Source organism: Thauera chlorobenzoica (assembly GCF_001922305.1).
GTDB lineage: Bacteria > Pseudomonadota > Gammaproteobacteria > Burkholderiales > Rhodocyclaceae > Thauera > Thauera chlorobenzoica.
Map to the genome: position 1 here is coordinate 724,373 of NZ_CP018839.1, position 24,122 is coordinate 748,494.

The window sequence follows — 24,122 nt, forward strand, 5'->3', positions numbered from 1 at the left end:
CGAGCCATGAGCAAGCAGATTCAGGACGCCTACATCGTCGCCGCGCTGCGCACTCCGGTGGCGCGGCGCAACGGCGCCTTCCGCCACGTCCGCCCGGACGACCTGCTGGCGCAGGTGCTGGCCGCGGTAGCGGCCGCGGTGCCCGCGCTCGACGCCGGCGAGATCGGCGACGTGATCACCGGCTGCGCGATGCCCGAGGCCGAGCAGGGCATGAACGTGGCGCGCATCGGGCTGTTGCTCGCCGGCCTGCCCGAGCGCGTGCCCGGAGTCACGATCAACCGCTTCTGCGCTTCCGGCCTGCAGGCGGTGGCCGATGCCGCCGCCCGCATCCGCCTCGGCGAGGCCGACGTGATGATCGCCGCCGGCACCGAGAGCATGAGCGCGATGCCGCAGATCATGGGCAACAAGGTCAGCCTCAACCCGGCGATCTTCGCCCGTGCCGAGAACGTCGGCATCGCCTACGGGATGGGCCTGACCGCGGAGAAAGTTGCGGCGCAGTGGCAGGTGAGCCGCGCCGACCAGGATGCCTTCGCCCTCGAGTCGCACCGTCGCGCCTGCGCGGCGATCGCCGGCGGGCGCTTCGCCGACGAGATCCGGCCATACACGGTGCGCGCCCATGTGCCGGGCGAGGACGGCACGGTGCGGGTGATCGAGCGTGTCGTGGAGCACGATGAAGGACCGCGCGCGGACGCTTCGGCCGAAGGCCTGGCGAAGCTCAAGCCGGTGTTCGCCGCGCGCGGCTCGGTGACCGCGGGCAACAGCTCGCAGATGTCGGACGGTGCGGCCGCGGTGCTGCTGATGAGCGAGGCGGCGCTGAAGCGCTACCAGGTGACCCCGGTCGCCCGTTTCGCCGGCTATGCGGTGGCCGGCGTGGCGCCACAGCTGATGGGGATCGGGCCGGTCGAGGCCATTCCGCGCGCCCTGGCGCGCGCCGCGGTGGGGCTCGGCGAGATCGGCTGGATCGAGCTCAACGAGGCGTTCGCCGCCCAGGCACTGGCGGTGATGCGCGAACTCGGGCTCGATCCGGAAAAGGTCAATCCGCTCGGCGGCGCGATCGCGCTGGGCCATCCGCTCGGCGCCACCGGGGCGATCCGCAGCGCGACCCTGATCGCGGCGATGCGGCGCGACCCCGCCCTGCGCTACGGCATGATCAGCATGTGCATCGGCACCGGGATGGGCGCGGCAGGGGTGTTCGAGCGCGTTTGAGGGCGCCCGCGGGCGCTGCTGCGCGGGCCACGCGCGGGCAGAAAACGCAATTGACGTAAACGTCAGCCAAAGTCGGGGTGATCGTTCGGTAACAATCTTTTATAATCCGCCCGTTTGTCGACGCGAGGCCTGTCCCGCCGTCCGGTAGCCGAAGGCTGCCAAGGGGGGAAAGGCCTCGTTCATTCTCACGAGTCTTTGGGCGAGAAGCGCATGATAAGAATCAAACGCGGCCTGGACCTGCCCATCACCGGTGCGCCGGCGCAGCGCATCGAGGCCGGGCGTGCCGTGCGCAGCGTGGCCGTCATCGGCTTCGACCACCACGGCATGAAGCCGACGATGGCGGTGCAGGTCGGTGACCGGGTCAAGCTCGGACAGGTCCTTTTTTCCGACAAGAAGACGCCCGGCGTGGTGTACACCGCGCCGGGGGCCGGTACGGTCGGCGCGATCCATCGCGGCGAGCAGCGCGTGCTGCAATCGGTGGTGATCGACCTCGACGACGAGAAGTCCGCCGACAGCGCGGTCGAATTCGCGCGCTACCGCGATGCCGAACTCGACGCCCTGGCCGACGCCGATGTGCGCGACAACCTGATCCGCTCCGGGTTGTGGACGGCGCTGCGCACGCGCCCCTTCAGCAAGGTGCCGGCGGTCGACGCGAAGCCGAGCTCGATCTTCGTCACCGCGATCGACACCCATCCGCTGGCGGCCGATCCGGTGGTGGTGATCGCCGAGCACAAGGCCGACTTCGAGCGCGGCCTGAAAGTGCTGGCGCGGCTTGCCCGCGTCGTCGTCTGCCACGCCGCCGGCGTCCAGCTGCCGGGCGCCGGGCTCGCCAACGTCGGCGCCGAAGCCTTCGCCGGCCCGCATCCGGCGGGCCTGCCGGGCACCCACATCCATTTCCTCGATCCGGTCGATGCGCACAAGAGCGTGTGGTATCTGAACTACCAGGACGTCATCGCCGTCGGCAAGCTCTTCGCCAGCGGCCGGCTGTGGGTCGAACGGGTGGTCGCGCTCGGCGGGCCGATGATCGGCAAGCCCCGCCTGGTGCGCGCCCGGCTGGGGGCGAACCTCGACGAGCTGACCGCCGGCGAGATCCGGGTCGGCAAGAAGGTGCGGGTGATTTCCGGGTCGGTGTTCGGCGGGCGCACTTCGCGTGGCGCCTGCGCCTACCTCGGCCGTTACCACCTGCAGGTGTCGTGCCTGGAAGAGGGCACCGAGCGCGAGATGCTGCATTACCTGCGCGCCGGGGTGAACAAGCATTCGGTGATGAACCTCTACCTCTCCAAGCTCGACCCCGCGCGCCTGTTCGACTTCACCACCAGCACCAACGGCAGCCCGCGGGCGATGGTGCCGATCGGCAACTACGAAGAAGTGATGCCCCTCGACATCCTGCCCACCCAGCTGCTGCGGGCGCTGATCGTCGGCGACACGGAGATGGCGCAAAAGCTCGGCGCCCTCGAGTTGGACGAGGAAGACCTCGCCCTGTGCACCTACGTCTGTGCCGGCAAGTACGAGTACGGTCCTATCCTGCGTGACAACCTCACGCGCATCGAGAAGGAGGGTTGAGCATGAGTCTGCGCTCCTGGCTCGACAGCATCGAGCATCATTTCGACAAGGGCGGCCGCTACGAGAAGTTCTACGCCCTGTTCGAAGCCATCGACACCGCCCTGTACAAGCCGGCCAGTGTCACCCGCAGCACCGCCCACGTGCGCGACGGCCTCGACCTCAAGCGGATGATGATCACGGTCTGGCTATGCACCTTCCCGGCGATGTTGTTCGGGATGTGGAACGCCGGCTACCAGGCCAACACCATCCTCGCCGCCAATTCCGGGCTGATGGCGGCGCAGGAAGGCTGGCGCCTCGGCCTGGTGAGCCTGTTCGCCGGCTTCGACCCCGGCAGCCTGTGGGACAACTTCATCCACGGCGCGGCCTTCTTCCTGCCGATCTACCTCGTCACCTTCATCGTCGGCGGCTTCTGGGAAGTGCTGTTCGCCTCGATCCGGCGCCACGAAGTCAACGAGGGCTTCTTCGTCACCTCGGTGCTGTTCGCGCTCACCTGCCCGCCGTCGATCCCGCTGTGGCAGGTCGCGCTGGGGATCAGCTTCGGCGTCGTGATCGGCAAGGAAGTGTTCGGCGGCACCGGCAAGAACTTCCTCAACCCGGCGCTGACCGGGCGCGCCTTCCTGTTCTTCGCCTATCCGGCGCAGATGTCGGGCGACGCCGTGTGGACCACCGTGGACGGCTACACCGGCGCCACCGCGCTGTCGCAGGCGGCCGCCGGCGGCATCGACCAGGTGGTGGCGAGCGGTCTGACCTGGAGCGACGCCTTCCTCGGCTTCATGCCCGGCTCGATCGGCGAGACCAGCACCCTGGCGCTGCTGATCGGCGGCGGCGTGCTGCTGCTGATGAAGATCGCCTCCTGGCGCATCGTCGCCGGCGTCATGCTCGGCATGATCGCGATGAGCCTGGGGTTCAACGCCATCGGCTCGGACACCAATCCGATGTTCTCGATGCCCTGGCACTGGCACCTGGTGGTCGGCGGCTTCGCCCTGGGGATGATGTTCATGGCCACCGACCCGGTGTCGGCGTCGATGACCGACACCGGCAAGTGGATCTTCGGCGCCCTGATCGGCGTCATGGTGGTGCTGATCCGGGTGGTGAACCCGGCCTTCCCCGAAGGGATGATGCTGGCGATCCTGTTCGCCAACCTGTGTGCGCCGCTGATCGACCATTTCGTGGTCGCGGCCAACATCAAGCGGAGGCTCGCGCGCAATGTCCAGTAAGAAGGAATCGACCGCCCGCACGTTGCTGGTGGCGCTCGCGGTCAGTCTGGTCAGTTCGATCTTCGTCGCCGGCGCGGCGGTGTCGCTGAAGCCGGTGCAGATCGAGAACCGCCAGCTCGACAAGCAGCGCAGCATCCTCGCCATCGCCGGGCTGGGCGAGGCGCGGATGTCGGGGCGCGAGGTGAAGACGCTGTTCGCCGAACGGATCAGCGCGAAAGTGGTGGATCTGGAAACCGGCGACTACACCGAGGCCTACGATCCGGCGGTGTTCGACCCGTTGAAGGCGGCCCGGGACCCGAAGCTGTCGACCGCCCTGGCGGGCGAGCAGGACATCGCGCTGATCAAGCGCCGCGAGCGCTTCACCACCGTGTACCTGGTGGAGAAGGACGGCGCGCTCGACACCCTGATCCTGCCGGTGCGCGGCTACGGCCTGTGGTCGACGCTGCACGGCTTCATGGCAGTGAAGGCCGACCTCAACACCGTGGTCGGCTTCGGCTTCTACCAGCACGCCGAAACGCCGGGCCTGGGGGGCGAAGTCGACAACCCGAAGTGGAAGGCGCTGTGGCCGGGCAAGACCTTGTTCGACGAGGCCGGCAAGCCGGTGATCCGCATTGTCAAGGGCGGCGTCGATCCGGCGAGCGCGGACGCCGGCCATCAGGTCGATGCGCTGGCCGGCGCCACGCTGACCAGCAACGGCGTCGATCGTCTGCTTCAATTCTGGCTCGGCGAGCAGGGCTTCGGCTCCTACCTCGCCCGGCTGCGTAGCGCACAGGGGGCCTGATCATGTCCAAACCCACCGTCAAGGAAGTCCTGCTCAACCCGATTTTCCACAACAACCCGATCGGCCTGCAGATCCTCGGCATCTGTTCGGCGCTGGCGGTCACTTCGAACCTGCAGACCGCGCTGGTGATGTCGATCGCGCTGACCCTGGTGACCGGGTTCTCGAACCTGTTCATCTCGATGATCCGCAGCCAGATCCCGGGCTCGATCCGCATGATCGTGCAGATGGTGATCATCGCCTCGCTCGTGATCGTGGTCGACCAGATCCTCAAGGCCTATGCGTTCAGCCTGTCCAAGCAGCTGTCGGTGTTCGTCGGCCTGATCATCACCAACTGCATCGTGATGGGGCGCGCCGAGGCCTTCGCGATGCAGAACCCGCCGGGCCTGTCCTTTTTCGACGGCATCGGCAATGGCTTGGGCTATAGCGCGATGCTGCTCACGCTGGGGGTGATCCGCGAACTGTTCGGCGCCGGCAAGCTGTTCGGCGTCGAGATCATCCCCCTCGCCAAGGACGGCGGCTGGTACGTGCCCAACGGCCTGCTGCTGCTGCCGCCCTCGGCGTTCTTCCTGATCGGCCTGATCATCTGGGCGCTGCGCACCTGGAAGACCGAGCAGGTCGAGAAACCGGCGTTCCGGATGGCGCCGCAGGTGATCACCAAGGAGGCCTACTGAGATGGAGCATTACATCAGCCTCTTCGTGCGCGCGGTGTTCATCGAGAATATGGCGCTCGCCTTCTTCCTCGGCATGTGCACCTTCATCGCCATCTCGAAGAAGGTCGAGACCGCGATCGGCCTCGGCATCGCGGTGGTCGTGGTGCAGACGATCACCGTACCGGCCAACAACCTGATCTACACGTATCTGTTGCGCGACGGCGCGCTCGCCTGGGCCGGCCTGCCCGACGTGGACCTGTCCTTCCTCGGCCTGCTGTCCTACATCGGCGTGATCGCGGCGATCGTGCAGATCCTCGAGATGCTGCTCGATAAGTACGTGCCCAGCCTCTACAACGCGCTCGGCGTGTTCCTGCCGCTGATCACGGTCAACTGCGCGATCATGGCCGGCTCGCTGTTCATGGTCGAGCGCGACTACAACCTGGCCGAGAGCACGGTGTACGGGATTGGCTCGGGGGCCTCGTGGGCGCTGGCGATCGCGCTCCTTGCCGGCATCCGTGAGAAGCTCAAGTACAGCGACGTGCCCGCGGGGCTGCAGGGCCTGGGCATCACCTTCATCGCCATCGGGCTGATGTCGCTGGGCTTCATGTCCTTCTCCGGCGTGCAGCTGTAAGGAGGCAGTGAACCCATGAACACCGAAATCATCCTTGGCATCGGCATGTTTACCGCGATCGTGCTCGCGCTCGCGGTCTTCATCATCGTCGCCCGTTCCCGCCTGGTGGCGAGCGGCGACGTCACCATCGACATCAACGGCGAGCACCAGCTGACCGTGCCCGCCGGCGGCAAGCTGCTCCAGACCCTCGCCGGCAACGGCCTGTTCCTGCCCTCCGCCTGCGGCGGCGGCGGCACCTGCGCCCAGTGCAAGTGCATCGTCAAGGAGGGCGGCGGCTCGATGCTGCCCACCGAGGAATCGCACTTCACCAAGCGCGACGCCCGCGCCGGCTGGCGCCTGTCGTGCCAGACTCCGGTCAAGCAGGACATGACGATCCAGATCCCGGAAGAAGTCTTCGGGGTCAAGAAGTGGGAATGCACGGTCGAATCGAACCCCAACGTCGCCACCTTCATCAAGGAGCTGACCCTGCGCCTGCCGGAAGGCGAGAGCGTGGATTTCCGTGCCGGAGGCTATGTCCAGCTCGAGTGCCCGCCGCACGTGGTCAAGTACGAGGACTTCGACATCGAGGACCGATTCCGCGGCGACTGGGACAAGTTCAACCTCTGGCGCTTCGTCTCCAAGGTCGATGAAACCGTGATCCGCGCCTATTCGATGGCGAATTACCCGGACGAGAAGGGGGTGGTGAAGTTCAACATCCGCGTCGCCTCCCCTCCGCCGGGGCGCGACGACATTCCGCCGGGGAAGATGTCGTCCTGGGTGTTCGGCCTCAAGCCGGGCGACAAGGTCGCCGTGTATGGCCCGTTCGGCGAGTTCTTCGCCCGCGACACCGATCACGAGATGGTGTTCATCGGCGGCGGCGCCGGCATGGCGCCGATGCGCTCGCACATCTTCGACCAGCTCAAGCGCCTGCACAGCACGCGCAAGATCACTTTCTGGTACGGCGCGCGCTCGATGCGCGAGGCCTTCTACGTGGACGAGTTCGACAAGCTGGCCGCGGAGAACCCCAACTTCACCTGGCACCTGGCGCTGTCCGATCCGTTGCCCGAAGACAACTGGACCGGCTACACCGGCTTCATCCACAACGTGCTGTACGAGAACTACCTCAAGGACCACCCGGCGCCCGAGGACTGCGAGTTCTACATGTGCGGCCCGCCGATGATGAACGCCGCGGTGATCAAGATGCTGCTCGATCTCGGCGTCGAGCGCGAGAACATCATGCTCGACGACTTCGGCGGCTGAGTCCCGCGCCACCGGGCGCAACGGCCGGCGGTGTTCGCCGGCCACGCGTACCGGCTGCGTCGGCCCCGCCTCTCCGGCGTCCCTCCATGCCCGCTGCCCGCCGTGTCGAACGCGGGCACGGGCATTTTTATTCGAGGATCTTCATGGCTGGAACCGTACTGCTCGACGTCCGCGACGATGTCGCCACCCTCACCCTGAACCGCCCCACGGCGCTCAATGCGCTGTCGGTGGAAATGATGCAGGACCTCGGCGCCGCCGTGCGCGAACTGGCCGCGCGCCATGATTACGGCGTGGTGGTGATCGCCGGCGCCGGGGATCACTTCATGGCCGGCGGTGACCTGAAGGATTTCGCCCGCCATTTCAGCCTGTCGAAGGAGAGCCGCCAGGCGGCGTTCCGCGCCCTGATCGAGCAGCACGTCAATCCGGTGATCGACACCCTGCAGCGCCTGGAGCAGCCGGTGATCGCCCGCGTGCGCGGGGCCTGTGCCGGCTTCGGCCTGTCGCTGATGGCCGGCTGCGATTTCGCCGTGGCCGCGGACAACGCCTTGTTCACCACCGCCTATGTCGGCATCGGCCTGCCCGGCGATGGCGGCGCGTCCTACTTCCTGCCGCGCATCGTCGGCCGCCGTCGCGCCGCCGAGCTGCTGCTGCTGGGTGATCGCTTCGACGCCGCCGAAGCGCTCCGGCTCGGGCTGCTCAACCGGGTCGCCGCACCGGCCGCGCTCGATGCCGAAGTCGCGCGCCTGGCCACCCGCCTGCTGGCCGGACCGCGTCGCACCCAGGCCGAGATCAAGCGTCTGCTGCTCGATTCGCACGACGCCTCGCTGCAGGCGCAGCTGCAGAGCGAGGCCGAAGCGTTCGGCCGCTGTTCCGCGGATGCGGATTTCGTCGAAGGCGTCAGCGCCTTCCTCGACAAGCGCAAGCCGCAGTTCAAGGCTGGCTGAAGGCGGCCGGGCCGGTCGTGCCCCGTCGCCCGTTCCGGTGGCGATGCGCACGACCGCACGGGGGGATTGCCGGCGTGCAGGAAGGAGGGCCCGGTTACAATGCCGGCTTTCTCATCCCCGAGGTTCATGTCATGGCCCGAAGCATCGTCTCCACCCCCAACGCCCCCGCCGCGATCGGCCCCTATTCCCAGGCGGTGAAGGCCGGCAAGCAGGTTTTTCTGTCCGGCCAGATCGGCCTCGATCCGGCGACGATGGAGCTGGTCGAGGGCGTCGACGCCCAGGCCGTGCGCGTGTTCGACAACCTGAAGGCGGTGGCCGAGGCGGCGGGCGGCTCGTTCGCGGACGTCGTCAAGATCACCATCTACCTCACCGACCTGGGCAATTTCGGCACCGTCAATGAAGTCATGACGCGCTATTTCGCCGCGCCCTACCCGGCGCGCGCCACCGTCGGCGTGCGCGAACTGCCGCGCGGCGCGCTGGTCGAGGCCGACCTGGTGCTGGTGCTCGACTGAGGACAGGCGGGCAGCAGGGTACCGGGCGTGGCCGGACCGGAACAGGGCTGGAGCGGGGTCGGTGGCGCGCTTGCCGCGCGGCTGGCGAAGCTCGACCTGCACCGCCCGCGCGATTTGCTGCTGCACCTGCCACTACGCTACGAGGACGAGACCCGGCTGACGCCGATCGCCGCGCTGCGCCCCGGTTTTCCAGCCCAGATCGAGGGCGAGGTGGCGTCCTGTGAGGTCGTGCAGCAGCCGCGCCGCCAGCTCGTCGCCCGCGTGCGCGACGCCAGCGGCATGCTGGCCGCACGTTGGCTTCATTTCTATCCCTCGCAGCAGAAGCAGCTTGCCGTCGGCCGCCGCGTGCGCCTGTTCGGCGAAGTGCGCGGCGGTTTCTTCGGCGACGAGATGGTGCATCCGCGGGTACGCGTGGTGGCTGCGGACGAAGGCCTGCCCGAGGCGCTGACGCCGGTGTACCCGACGACCGCCGGGGTCGGCCAGGCCACCTTGCGCAAGCTGGTGGAGCGCGCCCTGCACAGCGAAGCGCAGGACGAGCTGCTGCCCTCATCCTGGCGCGCACGCCTCGATCTGCCCGGCTTTGCCGCCGCGCTGCACGATCTGCACCATCCGCCGCCCGATGCCGACCCGGTGGCCCTCGAGCGGCGCGAACACCCGGCCTGGCGGCGGATCAAGTTCGAGGAGCTGCTGGTCCAGCAGCTGTCGCTGCGCCGTGCCTACCTCGCCCGCCGCGCGCGCGCCGCACCGCCCTTGCCGCGATGTGGCACGCTGGCTGCGGCCCTGCTCGCGGCGTTGCCGTTCCGCCTCACCGCGGCGCAGGCGAGGTCGGTGGTCGACATCGCCGCCGACCTCGCCGCGCCGCACCCGATGCAGCGTCTGCTGCAGGGTGACGTCGGCAGCGGCAAGACCCTGGTCGCCGCGCTGGCGATGCTGCAGGCGGCGGAAAACGGCTGGCAGGCGGCGATGATGGCGCCCACCGAGATCCTCGCCGAGCAGCACTGGAAGAAGCTCGCCGCCTGGCTGGCGCCGCTTGGGCTGGAGGTGGCCTGGCTGTCGGGCAGCCGCAGGAAGCGCGAGCGTGAGGCCGAACTCGCGCGCCTTGCACGCGGCGAAGTGCTGCTCGCGGTCGGCACCCACGCGCTGATCGAAGACCCGGTGAGCCTGCCGCGGCTGGCGCTTGCCGTTGTCGACGAACAGCACCGCTTCGGCGTGCGCCAGCGCCTGGCGTTGCGTGAGAAGGGGGGCTCCGGCGCGGACCCGGCGCTGCGCCCGCACCTGCTGATGATGTCGGCGACGCCGATCCCGCGCACGCTGGCGATGACCCATTACGCTGACCTCGACGTTTCGGTGCTCGATGAACTGCCGCCCGGGCGCACCCCGATCCGCACCCGGCTGGTGTCCGAGGCGCGCCGCGACGAAGTCGTCGCCCGCCTGCGTGCGGCATGCGCGGGCGGGCGCCAGGCCTACTGGGTGTGCCCGCTGATCGAGGACTCCGAAGCCCTGCAGCTGCAGACTGCGCAGGAGACCTTCGATGCCCTCGCCGCGGCGCTGCCCGAACTGCGCGTCGGCCTCGTTCATGGGCGGCTCAAGGCCGACGCCAAGTCTGCCACCATGGCCGCGTTCGCCGCCGGCGCGGTGGACGTGCTGGTCGCCACCACGGTGATCGAAGTCGGCGTCGATGTGCCCAACGCCAGCCTGATGGTGATCGAGCACGCCGAACGCTTCGGCCTCGCCCAGCTTCACCAGCTGCGCGGCCGGGTGGGACGCGGCGCGGCCGAATCGGAGTGCATCCTGATCTTCGCCCGGCCGCTGTCGGACGCCGGCCGCGCGCGGCTGAAAGTGATCTACGAGCACACCGACGGCTTTGTCATTGCGCGGGAGGATCTGCGCATCCGTGGTCCGGGCGAGTTCGTCGGCGCGCGCCAGAGCGGGGTGCCGCTGCTGCGCTACGCCGACCTCGAAGCCGACGCCGCGCTGATCGAACCCGCGCGCGAGCTTGCCGAGCACCTCCTGAGCCATGAGCCTGCCCTCGCGCAGGCGCTGATGACCCGTTGGCTGGGTGGGCGCGAAGCCTTGCTGCGCGCCTGAGCGAGGGGGGCGGCAGGTTTCGGTCGACGGCTCGGCTGGCGATGGCTCGGATGGAGTGCCATGCGGCCTTGCGGGCGCGGTATCATCGGCCGGTTTTCCCGGGAGCCGGATCGATGACGCTGACCGACAAATTACCCCTCTACGCCCGCCTGATGCGGATCGACAAGCCGATCGGCACCCTGCTGCTGCTGTGGCCGACGCTGTGGGCGCTGTGGTTCGCCGCCGACGGCTGGCCGCCGCTGCATATCCTGGTGATCTTCGTCGTCGGCACTTTCCTGATGCGCTCGGCCGGCTGCGTGGCCAATGACTACGCCGACCGCGGCTTCGACGGCCACGTCGAGCGCACCAAGAGCCGCCCGCTCGCCACCGGCGCGGTGAGCGTGAAGGAAGCCTTGCTGCTGGCGAGCGCGCTCGCGGCGATTGCCTTCGTCCTGATCCTGCCGCTCAACCCGCTCGTACGCTGGCTGTCGCTGCCGGCGCTGTTCCTCGCCGTGAGCTACCCGTTCACCAAGCGCTTCTTCGCCATCCCCCAGGCCTATCTCGGCATCGCCTTCGGCTTCGGCATTCCGATGGGGTTCGCCGCGGTGCTCGGCGAGGTGCCGCCGCTGGCCTGGCTGATGCTGCTCGCCAACATCCTGTGGGCGATCGCCTACGACACCGAGTACGCGATGGTCGACCGCCCCGACGACATCCGCATCGGCATCAAGACTTCGGCGATCACCTTCGGCCGCTTCGACGTCGCCGCGGTGATGGGCTGCTACGCGGCGGCCTTCGCCCTGCTCGCCCTGGCCGGCGCGCTCGCCGGCAGCGGGCTGCCCTTCTATCTCGGCCTGCTCGCCGCCTGCGGCCTCGCGCTGTACCACTACACCCTGATCCGCGGCCGCGAGCGCGCCCCCTGCTTCAAGGCCTTCCTGCACAACAACTGGGTCGGCGGGGCGATCTTCGCCGGCATCTTCATCGACGACCTGCTGCGCCGGCTGCATTGAGCCGGTGCTGCTGCGCAGCCAGCAAGGCCCCGGCGGGGAGAGTGGCATCGCGCCCGAAGCACTCCGGCCCCCCCTGCGGCGGCCCCCGCACCCCGGCGAAACCCTGCGCGAGGATGTTTTGCCGGCGTTGGAATTGACGGTCACCCAGGCGGCACAAGAACTCCTTGAGTGTCTGGAAGGACTTGCGCGACACAATTAAGTGTCGCGATAATGGTTTTGCGACACATTATCCTGTTTAGTGTCGCAATTTAGGCGATGCGCGACAGGAAGAACCGTGGCCAGAATGATCCCGACAGAGACCTACGAGGCGGTTCTTGAAGCCATCGCTCGCTTTCCCGACGGTGCCAGCATCGAGCAGATTGAAGAAAACCTGTCTGCGCCGCCGAGCCGTCGAACGCTGCAGCGCTGGCTCAACAGCCTGATTGCTCAGGAGCGAATGCGTCGTGAAGGCCAAGGGCGCGCGGTCAAATATCTGCGTGGCAAGGTGGTCAGGGGACAGGGAAATGTCGCCCTGACGATAACTGCAACCGCTCACGCAGGAATCCTGATTCCCCTGTCACCTGAAGCGAAAGCGGTCGAGAAACAGGTCCGGCAACCCTTGGAGCAGCGCACGCCCGTTGGCTACAACCGCGCATTTCTGGATGACTACCGACCCAACGAAACCTACTACCTCAGCGAAGTGGTTCGAGACGAACTGCTATCAAAGGGTCAAGCCGTCAGCAGCAATGAACCTGCGGGAACCTATGCACGGCAACTGGCCAATCGTCTGCTGATCGACCTCTCCTGGAACTCCAGTCGACTGGAGGGCAACACCTATTCCCTGCTGGAAACCGAACGATTGATTTCGGCTGGCGAGGCTGCATCAGGTAAGGATGCACTCGAAGCACAGATGATTCTGAATCACAGGGAGGCCATCGAGTTCTTGATCGACTCGGCCGGGGAGATTGGCTTCAACCGCTATACCCTGCTCAACCTGCACGCCTTGCTGTCCGACAACCTGCTGGACGATCCCACCGCCAGTGGCCGCTTGCGCACGATTGCCGTTGGCATTGGCCGGACCACATTCCTGCCGCTGGAAGGGCCACAACGGATCGAGGAGTGTTTTGACCAGGTGCTGGATACGGCCGCTGCCATACGAGACCCCTTCGAACAGGCGTTTTTTGCCATGGTGCATTTGCCGTATTTGCAGCCCTTTGAGGATGTCAACAAGCGGGTTTCCCGCCTGGCTGCCAATATTTCGCTGATTCGGCGCAACCTCTGCCCGCTGTCCTTCGTCGATGTCTCGCAGACAACTTACATCAGCGCCATGTTGGGTATCTATGAACTCAATCGCATCGAGCTGTTGCGCGACGTCTTTGTATGGGCATACAAACGATCCTGTGCGCGCTATTCTGCTGTGCGCCAGTCGCTGGGCGACCCTGATCCCTTCCGTTTGCAGCACAGGCAGCACATCACCCAAGTGGTCGCCACCGTGGTTCGTGAAAAACTGAGCAAGCCACAGGCAATCAGCCATATCCACCACTTTGCGCAGGAGCGGATCGAGGCACCGGATCGCGAACGATTCATTGAAGTGGTCGAGACCCAACTGCTCAGTCTTCACGAAGGCAACATTGCCCGATATCGCCTAAGGCCCAGTGAATTTCATGCTTGGCGCGAGCTCTGGAAATAAATCCGGTCGTCATCTGCGCAACCCTTCGCCGCGTGGCCGGTCAACGAGGAGCGGGCAGGTGCCCGCACCCCAGGAGAGCCACAATGAAAATCCGCTATCCGCTGCTGGCCGCGCTGGCCGTCCTGTCTTCCTCGGCGGCGTTTGCCTTCCACTGCCCGGCCGACATGAAGAAGATCGACGAGGCGCTGTCGATGAAGCCGGCGCTCAGCGCCGAACAGCTCGCCGAAGTGCAGAAGCTGCGCGCCGAGGGTGAAATGCTCCACCAGGCCGGCAAGCACCAGGAGTCCGTCGATACGCTGGCCAAGGCGATGAAGATGCTCGGCCTCTGAGCGCATCGCGCCCCCGCCCGTGTCGCCGCCTGCTGTGCGCGGAGGGCGGGGTGCTGCCCGAAAGGCATCTGCGCAATCTTCGCGGTGACTTTTCCGACCACTTTTCCGGCGATTTCTCCCGCAATTTTTTCCGTACCTCCGGGCGGCGCGCGCATGCGCTCCCGGGCGGCGATCCGGCTTATCATTCAGCCCGCACCCAACCCGGACAGTTCTCCCATGCATTTCATGAGCGCCCTTCGCGCCGCGTGGCAGCAGCGCGACAGCCTGCTGTGCGTCGGCCTCGACCCCGATCCGGCCCGCTTCCCCGCCCACCTCGAGGGGCGCGCGGACGCCGTCTTCGAGTTCTGCAAGGCCATCGTCGATGCCACCGCCGACCTCGTCTGCTGCTTCAAGCCGCAGATCGCCTACTTTGCCGCGCAGCGCGCCGAGGACCAGCTCGAAGCCCTGATCGCCCACATCCACGAGCGCCATCCGGCCACCCCGGTGGTGCTCGACGCCAAGCGTGGCGACATCGGCAGCACCGCCGGGCAGTACGCGGTGGAGGCGTTCGAGCGCTACCGGGCGGACGCGATCACGGTCAATCCGTACATGGGGCGCGACTCGGTCGAGCCCTACCTGGCGTACTCCGACAAGGGCGTGATCCTGCTCTGCCGCACCTCCAACGCGGGCGGCTCCGACCTGCAGTTCCTCGAGGTCGGCAGGCCCGGCGGCGGGGTGGAAAAACTCTACGAGCGCGTCGCCCGCCTGGTCGCCGAGGAGTGGAACGCCAGCGGCAACTGCGGACTGGTGGTTGGCGCCACCTTCCCCGACGAGATCGCCCGCGTGCGCGCGCTCACCGGCGAGATGCCGCTGTTGGTGCCGGGCATCGGCGCCCAGGGCGGCGACATCGCCGCGACCGTGGCTGCCGGGCGCAGTGCCGACGGCAGCGGGCTGATGATCAACTCCTCGCGTGCGATCCTGTACGCCGGCGCGGACGAGGACTTCGCCGCCGCCGCCCGCCGCGTCGCGCTCGCCACCCGCGACGCGATCAACGCCCACCGCTGAGCCCGCGCCGGTGCGCGGCGGGCCGGTCCGCCTCGGTCGCGGTCCGCCCGCGCACTTTCTCACCCCTTCCGTCCCTCTTTCGCCTCGCCCGAGACCCCGCATGAAATACGACGATCTGCGCGACTTCCTCACCCAGCTCGAAGCCCGCGGCGAACTCAAGCGCATCAGCGCGCCGGTCGACACCCACCTCGAGATGACCGAGATCGCCGACCGCGTGCTGCGCGCTGGCGGCCCGGCGCTGCTGTTCGAGCAGCCGCTGACGCAGGGCGTGGCGCAGGCCATCCCCGTGCTCGCCAACCTGTTCGGCACGCCGCAGCGGGTGGCGATGGGGATGGGCGAGGACGTTGCCGACGGCGACTGGCGCACGCCGCTGCGCGAAGTCGGCAAGCTGCTGTCCTTCCTCAAGGAGCCCGAGCCACCGAAGGGGCTGAAGGACGCCTGGGAGAAGTGGCCGGTGCTGAAACAGGTGCTCAACATGACGCCGTCGGTGCTGCGCTCCGCGCCCTGCCAGCAGCTGGTGTGGGAGGGCGATCAGGTCGATCTGGCGAGGCTGCCGATCCAGCACTGCTGGCCGGGCGATGCCGCACCGCTGATCACCTGGGGCCTGGTGGTGACGCGCGGGCCGCACAAGAAGCGCCAGAACCTGGGCATCTACCGCCAGCAGGTGATCGGTCGCAACCGGGTGATCATGCGCTGGCTGGCGCATCGCGGCGGCGCGCTCGACTTCCGCGAACACCAGCTCGCCCACCCCGGTGAGCCCTTCCCGGTGGCGGTGGTGCTCGGTTGCGATCCGGCGACCCTCCTCGGCGCGGTGACGCCGGTGCCGGACACGATCTCCGAATACCAGTTCGCCGGCCTGCTGCGCGGGGCGAAGACCGAGCTGGTGCGCTGCCTCGGCTCCGAGCTGCAGGTGCCGGCCTCGAGCGAAATCGTCCTCGAAGGCGTGATCCACCCCGACGACATCGCGTCCGAAGGCCCCTACGGCGACCATACCGGCTACTACAACGAGGTCTCGGAGTTCCCGGTGTTCACGATCGAGCGCATCACCATGCGGCGCGACCCGATCTACCACAGCACTTATACCGGCAAGCCGCCCGACGAGCCGGCGATGCTCGGGCTGGCCTTGAACGAGGTCTTCGTGCCGCTGCTGCAGAAGCAGTTTCCCGAAATCGTCGACTTCTACCTGCCGCCCGAAGGCTGCTCCTACCGCCTCGCCGTGGTCAGCATCCGCAAGCAGTACCCGGGCCATGCCAAGCGCGTGATGTTCGGGATCTGGAGCTTCCTGCGCCAGTTCATGTACACCAAGTTCATCATCGTGGTGGACGACGACGTGGACATCCGCGACTGGAAGGAAGTGATCTGGGCGCTGACCACGCGCATCGACGCCACCCGCGACACCACGCTGGTCGACCACACCCCGATCGATTACCTCGACTTCGCCAGCCCGGTCGCCGGGCTGGGGAGCAAGATGGGGCTGGATGCGACCAACAAGTGGGCGGGGGAGACGAACCGCGAATGGGGCCGTCCGATCGTCATGGATGAGGCCGTCAGGCGCCGGGTCGACGCGCGCTGGGCCGAGTTCGGCTTGTGAGTTCCGTGCGCGCGCAGGCCGGTCCGGGGTATTGTTCCGGTGCGTGTGCCGGGACCGGGCACATGATCCGGCCGGCTGCCGGCTGCCTCCGGGTGGGGGCGGTGGTGGCACGGCGTGGCCCCGGTCCGGCGGATTTTCCATTCCATCCCGAGCGGAGGCTGTGCTGCCGATGAACTACCCCGAACCTTCCCCCCCACCCCTGCAGGCCGGCCAGCCGAGCGAGAACATGGTCACCGTCGCCCATCTGGTCTATGCCCTGCACGCCTTCGCGGTGTTTTCCGGGGTCGTCGGCTCGGCGACCATCGTCGGCAGCTTCATCGCCAGCCTGCCGTCGATCGCCGCGGTGGCGCTGAACTACTGGAACCAGGCCGCGGTGCGCGGTACCTGGCTGGAGAGCCATTTCCGCTGGCAGATCCGCACCTTCTGGTTCGCCGTGCTGTGGGTCGCGCTGGCGGTGCTGATGGTGCTCACCGTGATCGGCTTTCCGTTCGCGCTGCTGGTCGTCGCCCTGGTCGGACTGTGGGTGGTGTACCGGGTGGTGCGCGGCTGGTGGGTGCTGGCCGGGCGGCGCACGCTGCCGATGCACTGAGCGGCGGGCCGCCTACGGCGCCCCGTTGGCCCACAGCCATTCGAGCAGCGCGTCCTGGGCGGCGGCAGCGCTCGCGGCTTCGGGGTGGGCGACCATCATCACCACCGCGTGGCGGCGGCCGTGGCGGTCGAGCAGGTAGCCGGCCATCGTCCGGACGCCGTCGAGGGTGCCGGTCTTGATGTGGGCGTGGCCGCGCGCCGGGCTGGCGGCCAGGCGCCCGCGGGCGGTCCCATCGACGCCCGCAAGCGGCAGCGCAGCGAGGAATTCCGGCATCCACGGCCGCCGCCAGGCGGCGAGCAGGAGCTGGCCCAGGCTGTCGGCGCGGATGCGCTCGATGCGCGACAGCCCGGAGCCGTTTTCGATCACCAGCCCGGTCGCGTCGATGCCGGCGGCAGCGAGCGCCGCGGTCGCGCTGCGCGCGCCGTCGGCGACCATGTCCGGCACCGGCGGCCGATCCCCGGGCGTCGCCGGGGGAGGGCGGTGTCCGCCTCAGCGTCGCCGATTGTGCTGTGCGCGCCGAGGGTGGCGAGGAGCTGGCGGGCGATGACGTTGCTCGACCACTTGTTCATCTCGCGCACGACTTCGGCCAGCGCCGGGGAGTCGTCGCCGAGCAGTTCGCGGCTGGCGGCGGGCAGCACCCCGGGGCGCACCCTGCCGTCCACCCTGCCGCCCACTTCGGCCCACAGCCCGGCCACCAGGGCGATGCCGAAGTCGGCCGGCGGCAGCGGCGCCGCGCTCCATGTGCGGGGCCCGCAGGCGGCCGGCAGGCTGCCGCTCAGCACCAGGCGGGGGCCGGCTTCGAGGCGGGCCTGGAGATCGCCATACCACAGCCCGCAGGGCGCGTCCGAGGTCAGGATGCGGTTGTCGATGACGACGCCGGCGAGCGGCGGTTCGGCGGCGAGTGCCACCGGTTCACTGGCGGCGCGGCCCGGAAACAGGCCGAGGAGCAGGGTGTTGTAATGCAGCAGCAGGCCGTGCGGGCCGCTGTTGTAGGGGCGCAGGCCGCGGCCGTCGAAGGCGTCGGGGTCGTGCGGCGGCAGGCGCAGCGCCGAGGCGTCGAGGACGATGTCGCCGGCGATGCGCTCGATGCCGAGCGCGCGCAGCCGGCGCAGCAGCTTCCACAGGCGCTCCTGGCCGAGCATCGGGTCGGCGCCGCCCACCAGGTAGAGGTCGCCGTGCAGCACGCCGTCGCGCAGCGTGCCGCTGGCGGCGATCCGGGTGCGCCAGGTGTGGGCGGGGCCGAGCCGTTCGAAGGCGGCGAAGGCGGTGACCAGCTTCATCACCGAGGCCGGATTCATCGGCTCTCCGGCGTTGAGCGCGAGGACCGGCTGCTGCCCATCGACCGGCTGCGCCCAGACCGCGACCGCTGCGGCGGGGATGCCGGCGGCGCCGAGCGCGAGCGCTACCGGCGGCGGCAGGGCGCGGTCGGCGAGCGCCGCCTGCTGGAGGCCAAGTGTCAGCCCCAGCGCCAGCCCCAGCGCGGCGAGCAGGCGCCGGAAGGGTGTCAATGTGAAGTGAATTGGCATATGCGAACTTCCTGCACAGGGGGCGCCGCAGAGGGGTAGAATCCCTGCCTCCGGCGCTCCGGTGATGGCGTCATTTTAGCCGCAGCAGCGACCTACGACGCCGGCCCGGGGGCGCAGCCAGAGGACGGGAAAAAGCATGAGTGGATTCGGGCACTACGATCAGACTGCACAGGCGCTCGAACGGGAAATCCGCCGTTACGGGATCGCGATCGGGCTGGACTGGAGCGACAGCGCGCGCTTGCGCACGCTCGCGCGCGAGGCGCTGAGCTGCACTTCGGAGTGCCGCATCGGCCTGCTGCGTCACCCGGACTACATGGAGCGGCACAAGGGCGAGCTGTTCGCGCTTTCCGAGCTGATGCTGGTCACCATGCGCCAGAGCGCGCAGATCGGGGTGCACACCCACGGTGGGGCAGCGTGGAAGGCGTTCGGGCGGGCGCTGTACGAGGAGGCGGAGCGCGCGCGTGGGGCGGGCGAAGGGATGTCCCGCGGCTAGCGGAGCGTCGGCGCCATGGCCCGGCCTGGTGCGAGCGGTACATCCGGTAAAATTTTCGCCGCTCAGCATGATTTCGGTTGATTTCGGAGACTTATGGCACTGAATCCAGGTTGTTGTCGGGGTCGCGAGGCGACGCGGATGCCTGAGCGCGCGCAGATGGCGGCGAAGGCCTGTGCCATGGGCGTCACCGGCTGCGGTATGGTCTGCGCTGCGGGTGGAGGCTGATGAGTGAGATGCGCGCGGCTGCGCGCCGGCTCATCGAGCACGTCCTGCTCTGGCTCGGGCTGGGCTACCTCGGCGTGATGTGCCTCGCGTGGGTCCCGGTTGCGATGCTGCTCCATCCGCTGCTGCCGGCCGCCGCCGCGCGCCGTTTCGGGCGGCGCATGATCATGGCCGGTTTTCGCAGTTACACCGGTTTTCTTGCCGCGATCGGCGCCTGCCGCTTCGATCTGGCCGCGCTCGATGCCCTGCGCGGGGCCGGCCCCCTCATCCTCGCGCCCAACCATCCGTCGCTGCTCGACGCGGTGATGCTGATCTCGCGCCTGCCCGACGTGGCCTGCATCATGAAGGCGGGGCTGATGGACAACCTCTTCCTCGGCGCCGGAGCGCGGCTCGCGCGCTACATCCGCAACGATGCGCCGCTCTCCATGGTGATCGGTGCGAGCGAGGAACTTGCCGCGGGTAGCCAGCTGCTGGTGTTCCCCGAGGGCACCCGGACCACGCGCCTGCCGGTGAACCCGCTGCTGAGCAGCGTCGCGCTCATCGCCCGGCGCGCGCGGGTGCCGGTGCAGGCGATCTTCATCGAGACCGCGTCGCCCTATCTGACCAAGGGCTGGCCGCTCTTGCGCCGCCCCGACATGCCCGTAACCTATCGTGTGCGCCTGGGTGCGCGCTTCGATCCGCCGGGCGACGTGCCCGCCTTCATGCACGCGCTCGAACGCCACTTCGCCACCGAGCTCGCCCACGTGCCGCTGCCCGCGCTGCCCTCCGCGAACCGTGCCGCCGTGGCGTCGAACTCCTGACTCTTCATCCCCGTCCATGACCCTGCCCTCGCTCACCCACCTCGTCCTCATCCCAAGCTACAACCCCGGCGAGAAAGTGTACGAGACGGTGCGCGCGGCGCGCCGCCAGTGGCATCCAGTGTGGGTGGTGGTCGATGGCAGCACCGACGGGACCGCCGAGGGGCTGCAGGCGCTCGAGGCACACGACCCCGGTCTGCGCGTGATCGTGCTGCCCGGCAACTGCGGCAAGGGTGCGGCCGTGCTGCACGGGGTCGAACTCGCTATGCGCGAAGGCTACACCCATGCGCTCACCATCGATTCGGACGGCCAGCATCCGGCCGAGCTCATCCCGCGCTTCATGAGCGCCTCGCAGGAGCGCCCGGAGGCGATGGTCCTCGGCGTGCCGGTGTTCGACGCGAGCGCCCCGCGGCTTCGTGTGCGCGGGCGCCGGATCTCCAACTGGTGGGCGAACCTCGAGACGCTGTGGGCCGGCATCGGTGACTCGCTGTACGGCTTCCGCGTCTATCCGATCGCGCCGCTCGTGCGCGTGATGCGTGGGCAGCGCTGGATGCGCCGCTTCGACTTCGACCCCGAGGCGGTGGTGCGCCTGGCGTGGCTGGGCGTGCCACCGGTGAACCTGCCGGCGCCGGTAAAATACTTTCGGGCGGAGGAGGGCGGTGTGTCGCACTTCAACTATACGCGCGACAATCTGCTGCTCACCTGGATGCACACCCGGCTCTTCCTCGGCTTCGTGCTGCGGCTGCCGGTGCTGCTGCGGCGGCGGTTGTGAGCTCCGTCCGTGCCGCGCTGCCTCAGACCATCCCGCCGTTGATCGAGATCACCTGACTGGTCACGTAGGCGGCCCGCTCGGAGGCGAGGAATCCTACCAGCTCGGCCACTTCTTCTGGCCGGCCGGCGCGCTTCATCGGCACCATGCGGGCGATCGCGTCGGCGCTGAAGGCGTGCTCGCTCATGGCGGTGTCGATGATTCCGGGTGCGACCACGTTTACCGTGATGCCGCGGCTCGCGAGCTCCTGCGCGAGCGACTTGCTCGCCGAATGCAGTGCTCCCTTGGCCGCGGCGTAGTTCGCCTGGCCGCGGTTGCCGGTGATCGCGGCGATCGACGAGACGGTCACGATGCGCCCCCAGCGGGTGCGGATCATCGGCAGGGTGAGCGGCTGGGTGACGTTGAAGAAGCCGTTCAGCGATACGTCGATCACGCGCTGCCACTGCTCGGGGCGCATGCCGGGGAAGACCGCGTCGTCGTGGATGCCGGCGTTGTTCACCAGCACCTGGATCGGGCCCTCGGCGAGGATCGCCTCGAGCGCGCTGCGGGTGGCCGCGGCGTCGGTGACGTCGAACACCACCGCGCTTGCCCGTCCGCCTGCCGCCTCGATCTCGGCGGCGAGCGCGCGGGCCTTCTCGGCGCCGCGGTTGGCGTGGATGAATACACGGCAGCCGTCGGCGGCGAGGCGGCGACAGATGGCGGCGCCGATGCCGCCGCTGCCGCCAGTGACGAGGGCGTGCTTCAAGCGGGACTCCCGAAAGGTGCGCCGGCCAGCCGGCCGGCATCGAGGATCACCGCGGCGCGGCCACTGGCCACGGGGGCGCCGGCGGCGCTCACGGTGAACGCGTAGAGGACGCTGTTGGCATCGCCCGAGACGCGCTCGGCGCGGATCTCGAGTTCGGCCGCGAGCGCATCGAGGCGCGCGACATGGAACGTGACGCTGCGCACGCTTGCGAGAAAGCCCATGCGCGGGGTTGTCGCGGGCGGGGCGAGCAGCGCCCCGTGCACCGCCATCGCCTGCGCCGCGTACTCGATCGCGCTCGCGGCAGGCAGTGCGCCGCCTTCGCGCAGCGGGTTGTCGGCGGTGCGATGGCTCGTGGCACGGCAGCGGATCGTGTGCTCGTCCCAGGCCTCGACCGCATCGAGCAGGCACATCCCGCCCTGATGCGGGATACGCGCGGCGATGGCGGCGCGGTCGAGCGTGGCTGGCGCGGCGCTCATCGACACGCTGCTACGTTCCGCAGCCCGGACGAAGCCCCGGCGGAATCCGCGGCCAGATCGGCCGCGAGCTGGGTGCCGTCAAGGTAGTCGAGCACCACGCGGCCGCCCTGGCCGCGGGCGATGGCGGTGAGCAGCGGCAGGCTGCGGGCGGCCGGGATGCTTGCCCGCAGCGCTTCGAGCGCGGGATCGTGGAGCCGGTCGGCGCAGGCCTGGGTGAGCTGTAGCGACAGGCGGCCGAAGCTCCCCTGCGCCGGCTTGGGAGTGAGCAGCAGTGCTACGCCGAAGGCATCGGGCACCGGTCGCACCGACCTGAGCGGCGCTGGATAGTCGGTGTCGTAGGCGATCAGCAGGCAGGCGATGCGCTCGACCGCCACCTGCACCACCGCTTCGAGTAGCCCCGCGCTGAAGCTGGCGTCGTGGGCGCACAGCACGGAGGCCGGTGCGGTGGCGCCGGTGGCGATGCTCCAGTAGCCGGCGGCGGCGTTGTGCACCGAGTTGTGGAAGCGGGTGGGCGAGATCTGGCGGTCTTCGGAGGCGAGCGCCTCACAGATCTGGTGGCAGTTGAGGCCGTCGCCGCTCGACGAGCTGAAAATGGTGGCGAGCGTGGCCGCGTCCGCACCGGCCGCGGCCACGGCTTCCAGGCCGAGCGTGAGGGCGAGCTTCACCATGCGCCCGGTGCGGCGCCGCTCCGCGGGTGGCAGGATCTGCGGCGCGGTGAGCACGGTGGGTGCGGGCTGCCAGGCAGCGTGCCCGGCGAGCACTTCGGCCGCGGCGGGCCAGTCGCGCAGGCCCGGGCCGAGCAGGCTGACGGCGGCGATGTGGGCGGCGGGAGGCAGAGTCGCGCTCATACGGGGCGCCCCAGGACGAGGCTGCAGTTCGTGCCGCCGAACCCGAAGGAGTTGCTGAGGGTGCGATGCAGACGGGCGCTGCGGCTTGCCCGTACGTAATCGAGGCCGGGCATCGGGTCGCGCGTATTGACGCCGCCGGGGATGAAGCCGTCGGCGAGCGCGATCGCGCACGCCACCGCTTCGACCCCCCCGGCCGCGCCCAGGGTGTGACCGGTGGCGCCCTTGGTCGAACTGCAGGGCACGGCGTCGCCGAAGAGCTCGCCCACCGCCTTGCCCTCGGCCGCGTCGTTGCTCGGCGTCGCGGTACCGTGCAGGTTGATGTAGTCGATCTCGCGTGGCGCGAGTCCGGCACTCCCCAGCGCCGCGGCCATCGCCTGACGCGCGCCACGCCCTTCGGGATGGGGGGAGGACATATGGTAGGCATCGCTCGATTCGCCCACGCCCAGAAGCAGCACCGCGTTCGCGGGCGGGGCGACCGGGCTGCGTTCGACAAGCGCAAACGCCGCCGCTTCGCCGATCGAGATGCCGTCGCGCGCCACGTCGAAGGGGCGACAGGCCTCGGGCGAGGCGAGCTCGAGCGAGTTGAAGCCGTAGAGCGTGGTCAGGCACAGGGTGTCGACACCGCCCACCACCGCGGCGTCGATCACGCCGGCCGTGATCATGCGCGCAGCCGAGGCGAACACTTTGGCGCTCGACGAGCACGCTGAGGAGGCCACCGCGGCGGGCCCGGTGAGCCCGAACCAGGCGCGTACGAAGGCGCTCACGGAGTAGGTGTTGTGCGTCTCGGCGTAGCGGAAACTGGGCGGCAGGGCGCCGGTCTCGGGATCACGCCGGCGGTAGGCGAGCTCGGTCTGGAGGATCCCCGCGGTGCTGGTGCCGAGGAATACCGCGATCCGGTCGCGCCCCCAGCGTGCGGCTGCCTCGGCCACCGCCCCGGCGAAGCCGTCCTGACCCAGGCCGAGCTGGGCGAGGCGGTTGTTGCGACAGTCGTAGGCCGCGAGGTCCTCGCGCAGCACCTCGTCGTCGACGCCCTCGACCTCGCCGATCCAGGTCGGCAGCCGTACCGTCTCGAAGTCGCAGGGCTTCAGGCCGGAACGCCCGGCGACCAGCGCCGTGCGCATCGCGTCCAGGCCGTGCCCGAGGCAGGTCGTGGCGGTGTAGCGGGAGAGGAGGAGCGGCTCCACGATCGTTTGCGTATCCTTGAAAG

General features: G+C 68.8%; 25 protein-coding genes. 19 read left to right on the top strand and 6 right to left on the bottom strand.

Annotated elements, in window-relative coordinates; translation table 11 throughout:
- The first annotated feature begins 6 nt into the window (after positions 1-6).
- The 16 genes from Tchl_RS03525 (at position 7) to Tchl_RS03605 (ending at position 17,039) form a co-directional block, all read left to right on the top strand.
- Positions 7-1,206, top strand: coding sequence for an acetyl-CoA C-acyltransferase (locus tag Tchl_RS03525; protein ID WP_075147175.1), 1,200 nt, complete (start codon positions 7-9; stop codon positions 1,204-1,206).
- 210 nt (positions 1,207-1,416) lie between these two features.
- Positions 1,417-2,769, top strand: coding sequence for a Na(+)-translocating NADH-quinone reductase subunit A (locus Tchl_RS03530; RefSeq protein ID WP_075147176.1), 1,353 nt, complete (start codon positions 1,417-1,419; stop codon positions 2,767-2,769).
- 2 nt (positions 2,770-2,771) lie between these two features.
- Entirely contained in the window at positions 2,772-3,986 is a 1,215-nt protein-coding gene (locus tag Tchl_RS03535; protein WP_075147177.1) for an NADH:ubiquinone reductase (Na(+)-transporting) subunit B, read from the top strand.
- A complete protein-coding gene (locus Tchl_RS03540) occupies positions 3,976-4,767 on the top strand; it encodes a Na(+)-translocating NADH-quinone reductase subunit C (RefSeq protein WP_075147178.1) in 792 nt (263 codons plus the stop codon). The genes Tchl_RS03535 and Tchl_RS03540 overlap by 11 nt, the downstream gene beginning before the upstream one ends.
- A gap of 2 nt (positions 4,768-4,769) precedes the next feature.
- The gene (locus Tchl_RS03545) at positions 4,770-5,438 is read left to right on the top strand and encodes an NADH:ubiquinone reductase (Na(+)-transporting) subunit D (RefSeq protein WP_075147179.1); all 669 of its coding nucleotides are present in this window, start codon (positions 4,770-4,772) and stop codon (positions 5,436-5,438) included.
- A gap of 1 nt (position 5,439) precedes the next feature.
- Positions 5,440-6,048 carry an NADH:ubiquinone reductase (Na(+)-transporting) subunit E gene (gene nqrE, locus Tchl_RS03550; RefSeq protein ID WP_075147180.1) on the top strand — a complete coding sequence of 203 codons (609 nt, stop codon included), beginning with the start codon at positions 5,440-5,442 and terminating at the stop codon, positions 6,046-6,048.
- A 15-nt stretch (positions 6,049-6,063) separates the two neighbouring features.
- On the top strand, positions 6,064-7,287 hold the full coding sequence (gene nqrF / locus Tchl_RS03555) for an NADH:ubiquinone reductase (Na(+)-transporting) subunit F (RefSeq protein WP_075147181.1): 1,224 nt from the start codon (positions 6,064-6,066) through the stop codon (positions 7,285-7,287).
- Positions 7,288-7,430: 143 nt separating this feature from the next.
- The gene (locus Tchl_RS03560; protein ID WP_075149556.1) at positions 7,431-8,231 is read left to right on the top strand and encodes an enoyl-CoA hydratase/isomerase family protein; all 801 of its coding nucleotides are present in this window, start codon (positions 7,431-7,433) and stop codon (positions 8,229-8,231) included.
- 131 nt (positions 8,232-8,362) lie between these two features.
- Positions 8,363-8,743, top strand: coding sequence for a RidA family protein (locus Tchl_RS03565; RefSeq protein ID WP_075147182.1), 381 nt, complete (start codon positions 8,363-8,365; stop codon positions 8,741-8,743).
- Between the two features lie 27 nt (positions 8,744-8,770).
- Complete coding sequence (gene recG, locus Tchl_RS03570) at positions 8,771-10,831, top strand: ATP-dependent DNA helicase RecG (protein ID WP_075147183.1); 2,061 nt, start codon at positions 8,771-8,773, stop codon at positions 10,829-10,831.
- Between the two features lie 113 nt (positions 10,832-10,944).
- The gene (ubiA, locus tag Tchl_RS03575; RefSeq protein WP_075147184.1) at positions 10,945-11,817 is read left to right on the top strand and encodes a 4-hydroxybenzoate octaprenyltransferase; all 873 of its coding nucleotides are present in this window, start codon (positions 10,945-10,947) and stop codon (positions 11,815-11,817) included.
- A 283-nt stretch (positions 11,818-12,100) separates the two neighbouring features.
- Entirely contained in the window at positions 12,101-13,486 is a 1,386-nt protein-coding gene (locus Tchl_RS03585) for a Fic family protein (protein ID WP_075147185.1), read from the top strand.
- 83 nt (positions 13,487-13,569) lie between these two features.
- Entirely contained in the window at positions 13,570-13,815 is a 246-nt protein-coding gene (locus Tchl_RS03590; RefSeq protein WP_075147186.1) for a hypothetical protein, read from the top strand.
- Positions 13,816-14,031: 216 nt separating this feature from the next.
- Entirely contained in the window at positions 14,032-14,859 is an 828-nt protein-coding gene (gene pyrF, locus Tchl_RS03595) for an orotidine-5'-phosphate decarboxylase (protein WP_075147187.1), read from the top strand.
- 100 nt (positions 14,860-14,959) lie between these two features.
- Complete coding sequence (gene ubiD / locus Tchl_RS03600) at positions 14,960-16,450, top strand: 4-hydroxy-3-polyprenylbenzoate decarboxylase (protein WP_075147188.1); 1,491 nt, start codon at positions 14,960-14,962, stop codon at positions 16,448-16,450.
- 169 nt (positions 16,451-16,619) lie between these two features.
- Positions 16,620-17,039, top strand: coding sequence for a DUF4870 family protein (locus Tchl_RS03605; protein ID WP_075149557.1), 420 nt, complete (start codon positions 16,620-16,622; stop codon positions 17,037-17,039).
- 12 nt (positions 17,040-17,051) lie between these two features.
- Here Tchl_RS03605 and Tchl_RS18335 read toward each other — a convergent pair whose 3' ends face one another.
- Complete coding sequence (locus tag Tchl_RS18335; RefSeq protein ID WP_332307153.1) at positions 17,052-17,474, bottom strand: D-alanyl-D-alanine carboxypeptidase; 423 nt, start codon at positions 17,472-17,474, stop codon at positions 17,052-17,054.
- Positions 17,402-18,565, bottom strand: coding sequence for a D-alanyl-D-alanine carboxypeptidase/D-alanyl-D-alanine-endopeptidase (locus Tchl_RS03610; RefSeq protein WP_332307154.1), 1,164 nt, complete (start codon positions 18,563-18,565; stop codon positions 17,402-17,404). The genes Tchl_RS18335 and Tchl_RS03610 overlap by 73 nt, the downstream gene beginning before the upstream one ends.
- Before the next feature lie 136 nt (positions 18,566-18,701).
- Here Tchl_RS03610 and Tchl_RS03615 point away from each other — a divergent pair, with 136 nt between their 5' ends.
- The 3 genes from Tchl_RS03615 (at position 18,702) to Tchl_RS03625 (ending at position 20,849) form a co-directional block, all read left to right on the top strand.
- Complete coding sequence (locus Tchl_RS03615) at positions 18,702-19,058, top strand: hypothetical protein (RefSeq protein WP_075147189.1); 357 nt, start codon at positions 18,702-18,704, stop codon at positions 19,056-19,058.
- A gap of 224 nt (positions 19,059-19,282) precedes the next feature.
- Positions 19,283-20,080 (top strand): lysophospholipid acyltransferase family protein, encoded by a 798-nt coding sequence (locus Tchl_RS03620; RefSeq protein ID WP_075147190.1) that lies wholly within the window; start codon positions 19,283-19,285, stop codon positions 20,078-20,080.
- 16 nt (positions 20,081-20,096) lie between these two features.
- Complete coding sequence (locus Tchl_RS03625) at positions 20,097-20,849, top strand: glycosyltransferase family 2 protein (RefSeq protein ID WP_075147191.1); 753 nt, start codon at positions 20,097-20,099, stop codon at positions 20,847-20,849.
- Positions 20,850-20,871: 22 nt separating this feature from the next.
- On the opposite strand, the gene fabG is transcribed toward Tchl_RS03625, so the two are convergent.
- The 4 genes from fabG to Tchl_RS03645 are packed head-to-tail and all read right to left on the bottom strand — an operon-like array spanning position 20,872 to position 24,099.
- Entirely contained in the window at positions 20,872-21,591 is a 720-nt protein-coding gene (fabG, locus tag Tchl_RS03630) for a 3-oxoacyl-ACP reductase FabG (RefSeq protein ID WP_075147192.1), read from the bottom strand.
- The gene (locus tag Tchl_RS03635; RefSeq protein WP_075147193.1) at positions 21,588-22,067 is read right to left on the bottom strand and encodes a hydroxymyristoyl-ACP dehydratase; all 480 of its coding nucleotides are present in this window, start codon (positions 22,065-22,067) and stop codon (positions 21,588-21,590) included. The genes fabG and Tchl_RS03635 overlap by 4 nt, the downstream gene beginning before the upstream one ends.
- The gene (locus tag Tchl_RS03640) at positions 22,064-22,915 is read right to left on the bottom strand and encodes a beta-ketoacyl synthase chain length factor (protein WP_075147194.1); all 852 of its coding nucleotides are present in this window, start codon (positions 22,913-22,915) and stop codon (positions 22,064-22,066) included. Before Tchl_RS03640 ends, Tchl_RS03635 begins: the two co-directional genes overlap by 4 nt.
- Entirely contained in the window at positions 22,912-24,099 is a 1,188-nt protein-coding gene (locus tag Tchl_RS03645; protein WP_075147195.1) for a beta-ketoacyl-[acyl-carrier-protein] synthase family protein, read from the bottom strand. The genes Tchl_RS03640 and Tchl_RS03645 overlap by 4 nt, the downstream gene beginning before the upstream one ends.
- Between the last annotated feature and the right edge of the window lie 23 nt (positions 24,100-24,122).

What these genes read in the sequence shown, in the direction of transcription:
- Tchl_RS03605 (WP_075149557.1), top strand. Translation starts at nt 16,620, where the DNA reads ATGAACTACCCCGAACCTTCCCCCCCACCCCTGCAGGCCGGCCAGCCG.
- Tchl_RS03635 (WP_075147193.1), bottom strand. Translation starts at nt 22,067, where the DNA reads ATGAGCGCCGCGCCAGCCACGCTCGACCGCGCCGCCATCGCCGCGCGT.
- Tchl_RS03615 (WP_075147189.1), top strand. Translation starts at nt 18,702, where the DNA reads ATGAGTGGATTCGGGCACTACGATCAGACTGCACAGGCGCTCGAACGG.
- Tchl_RS03625 (WP_075147191.1), top strand. Translation starts at nt 20,097, where the DNA reads ATGACCCTGCCCTCGCTCACCCACCTCGTCCTCATCCCAAGCTACAAC.
- nqrE (WP_075147180.1), top strand. Translation starts at nt 5,440, where the DNA reads ATGGAGCATTACATCAGCCTCTTCGTGCGCGCGGTGTTCATCGAGAAT.
- Tchl_RS03530 (WP_075147176.1), top strand. Translation starts at nt 1,417, where the DNA reads ATGATAAGAATCAAACGCGGCCTGGACCTGCCCATCACCGGTGCGCCG.
- ubiA (WP_075147184.1), top strand. Translation starts at nt 10,945, where the DNA reads ATGACGCTGACCGACAAATTACCCCTCTACGCCCGCCTGATGCGGATC.
- ubiD (WP_075147188.1), top strand. Translation starts at nt 14,960, where the DNA reads ATGAAATACGACGATCTGCGCGACTTCCTCACCCAGCTCGAAGCCCGC.
- Tchl_RS03610 (WP_332307154.1), bottom strand. Translation starts at nt 18,565, where the DNA reads ATGCCAATTCACTTCACATTGACACCCTTCCGGCGCCTGCTCGCCGCG.
- nqrF (WP_075147181.1), top strand. Translation starts at nt 6,064, where the DNA reads ATGAACACCGAAATCATCCTTGGCATCGGCATGTTTACCGCGATCGTG.
- Tchl_RS03540 (WP_075147178.1), top strand. Translation starts at nt 3,976, where the DNA reads ATGTCCAGTAAGAAGGAATCGACCGCCCGCACGTTGCTGGTGGCGCTC.
- Tchl_RS03560 (WP_075149556.1), top strand. Translation starts at nt 7,431, where the DNA reads ATGGCTGGAACCGTACTGCTCGACGTCCGCGACGATGTCGCCACCCTC.
- pyrF (WP_075147187.1), top strand. Translation starts at nt 14,032, where the DNA reads ATGCATTTCATGAGCGCCCTTCGCGCCGCGTGGCAGCAGCGCGACAGC.
- Tchl_RS03640 (WP_075147194.1), bottom strand. Translation starts at nt 22,915, where the DNA reads ATGAGCGCGACTCTGCCTCCCGCCGCCCACATCGCCGCCGTCAGCCTG.
- Tchl_RS18335 (WP_332307153.1), bottom strand. Translation starts at nt 17,474, where the DNA reads ATGGTCGCCGACGGCGCGCGCAGCGCGACCGCGGCGCTCGCTGCCGCC.
- Tchl_RS03565 (WP_075147182.1), top strand. Translation starts at nt 8,363, where the DNA reads ATGGCCCGAAGCATCGTCTCCACCCCCAACGCCCCCGCCGCGATCGGC.
- Tchl_RS03590 (WP_075147186.1), top strand. Translation starts at nt 13,570, where the DNA reads ATGAAAATCCGCTATCCGCTGCTGGCCGCGCTGGCCGTCCTGTCTTCC.
- Tchl_RS03535 (WP_075147177.1), top strand. Translation starts at nt 2,772, where the DNA reads ATGAGTCTGCGCTCCTGGCTCGACAGCATCGAGCATCATTTCGACAAG.
- Tchl_RS03545 (WP_075147179.1), top strand. Translation starts at nt 4,770, where the DNA reads ATGTCCAAACCCACCGTCAAGGAAGTCCTGCTCAACCCGATTTTCCAC.
- Tchl_RS03585 (WP_075147185.1), top strand. Translation starts at nt 12,101, where the DNA reads ATGATCCCGACAGAGACCTACGAGGCGGTTCTTGAAGCCATCGCTCGC.
- Tchl_RS03620 (WP_075147190.1), top strand. Translation starts at nt 19,283, where the DNA reads ATGAGTGAGATGCGCGCGGCTGCGCGCCGGCTCATCGAGCACGTCCTG.
- Tchl_RS03525 (WP_075147175.1), top strand. Translation starts at nt 7, where the DNA reads ATGAGCAAGCAGATTCAGGACGCCTACATCGTCGCCGCGCTGCGCACT.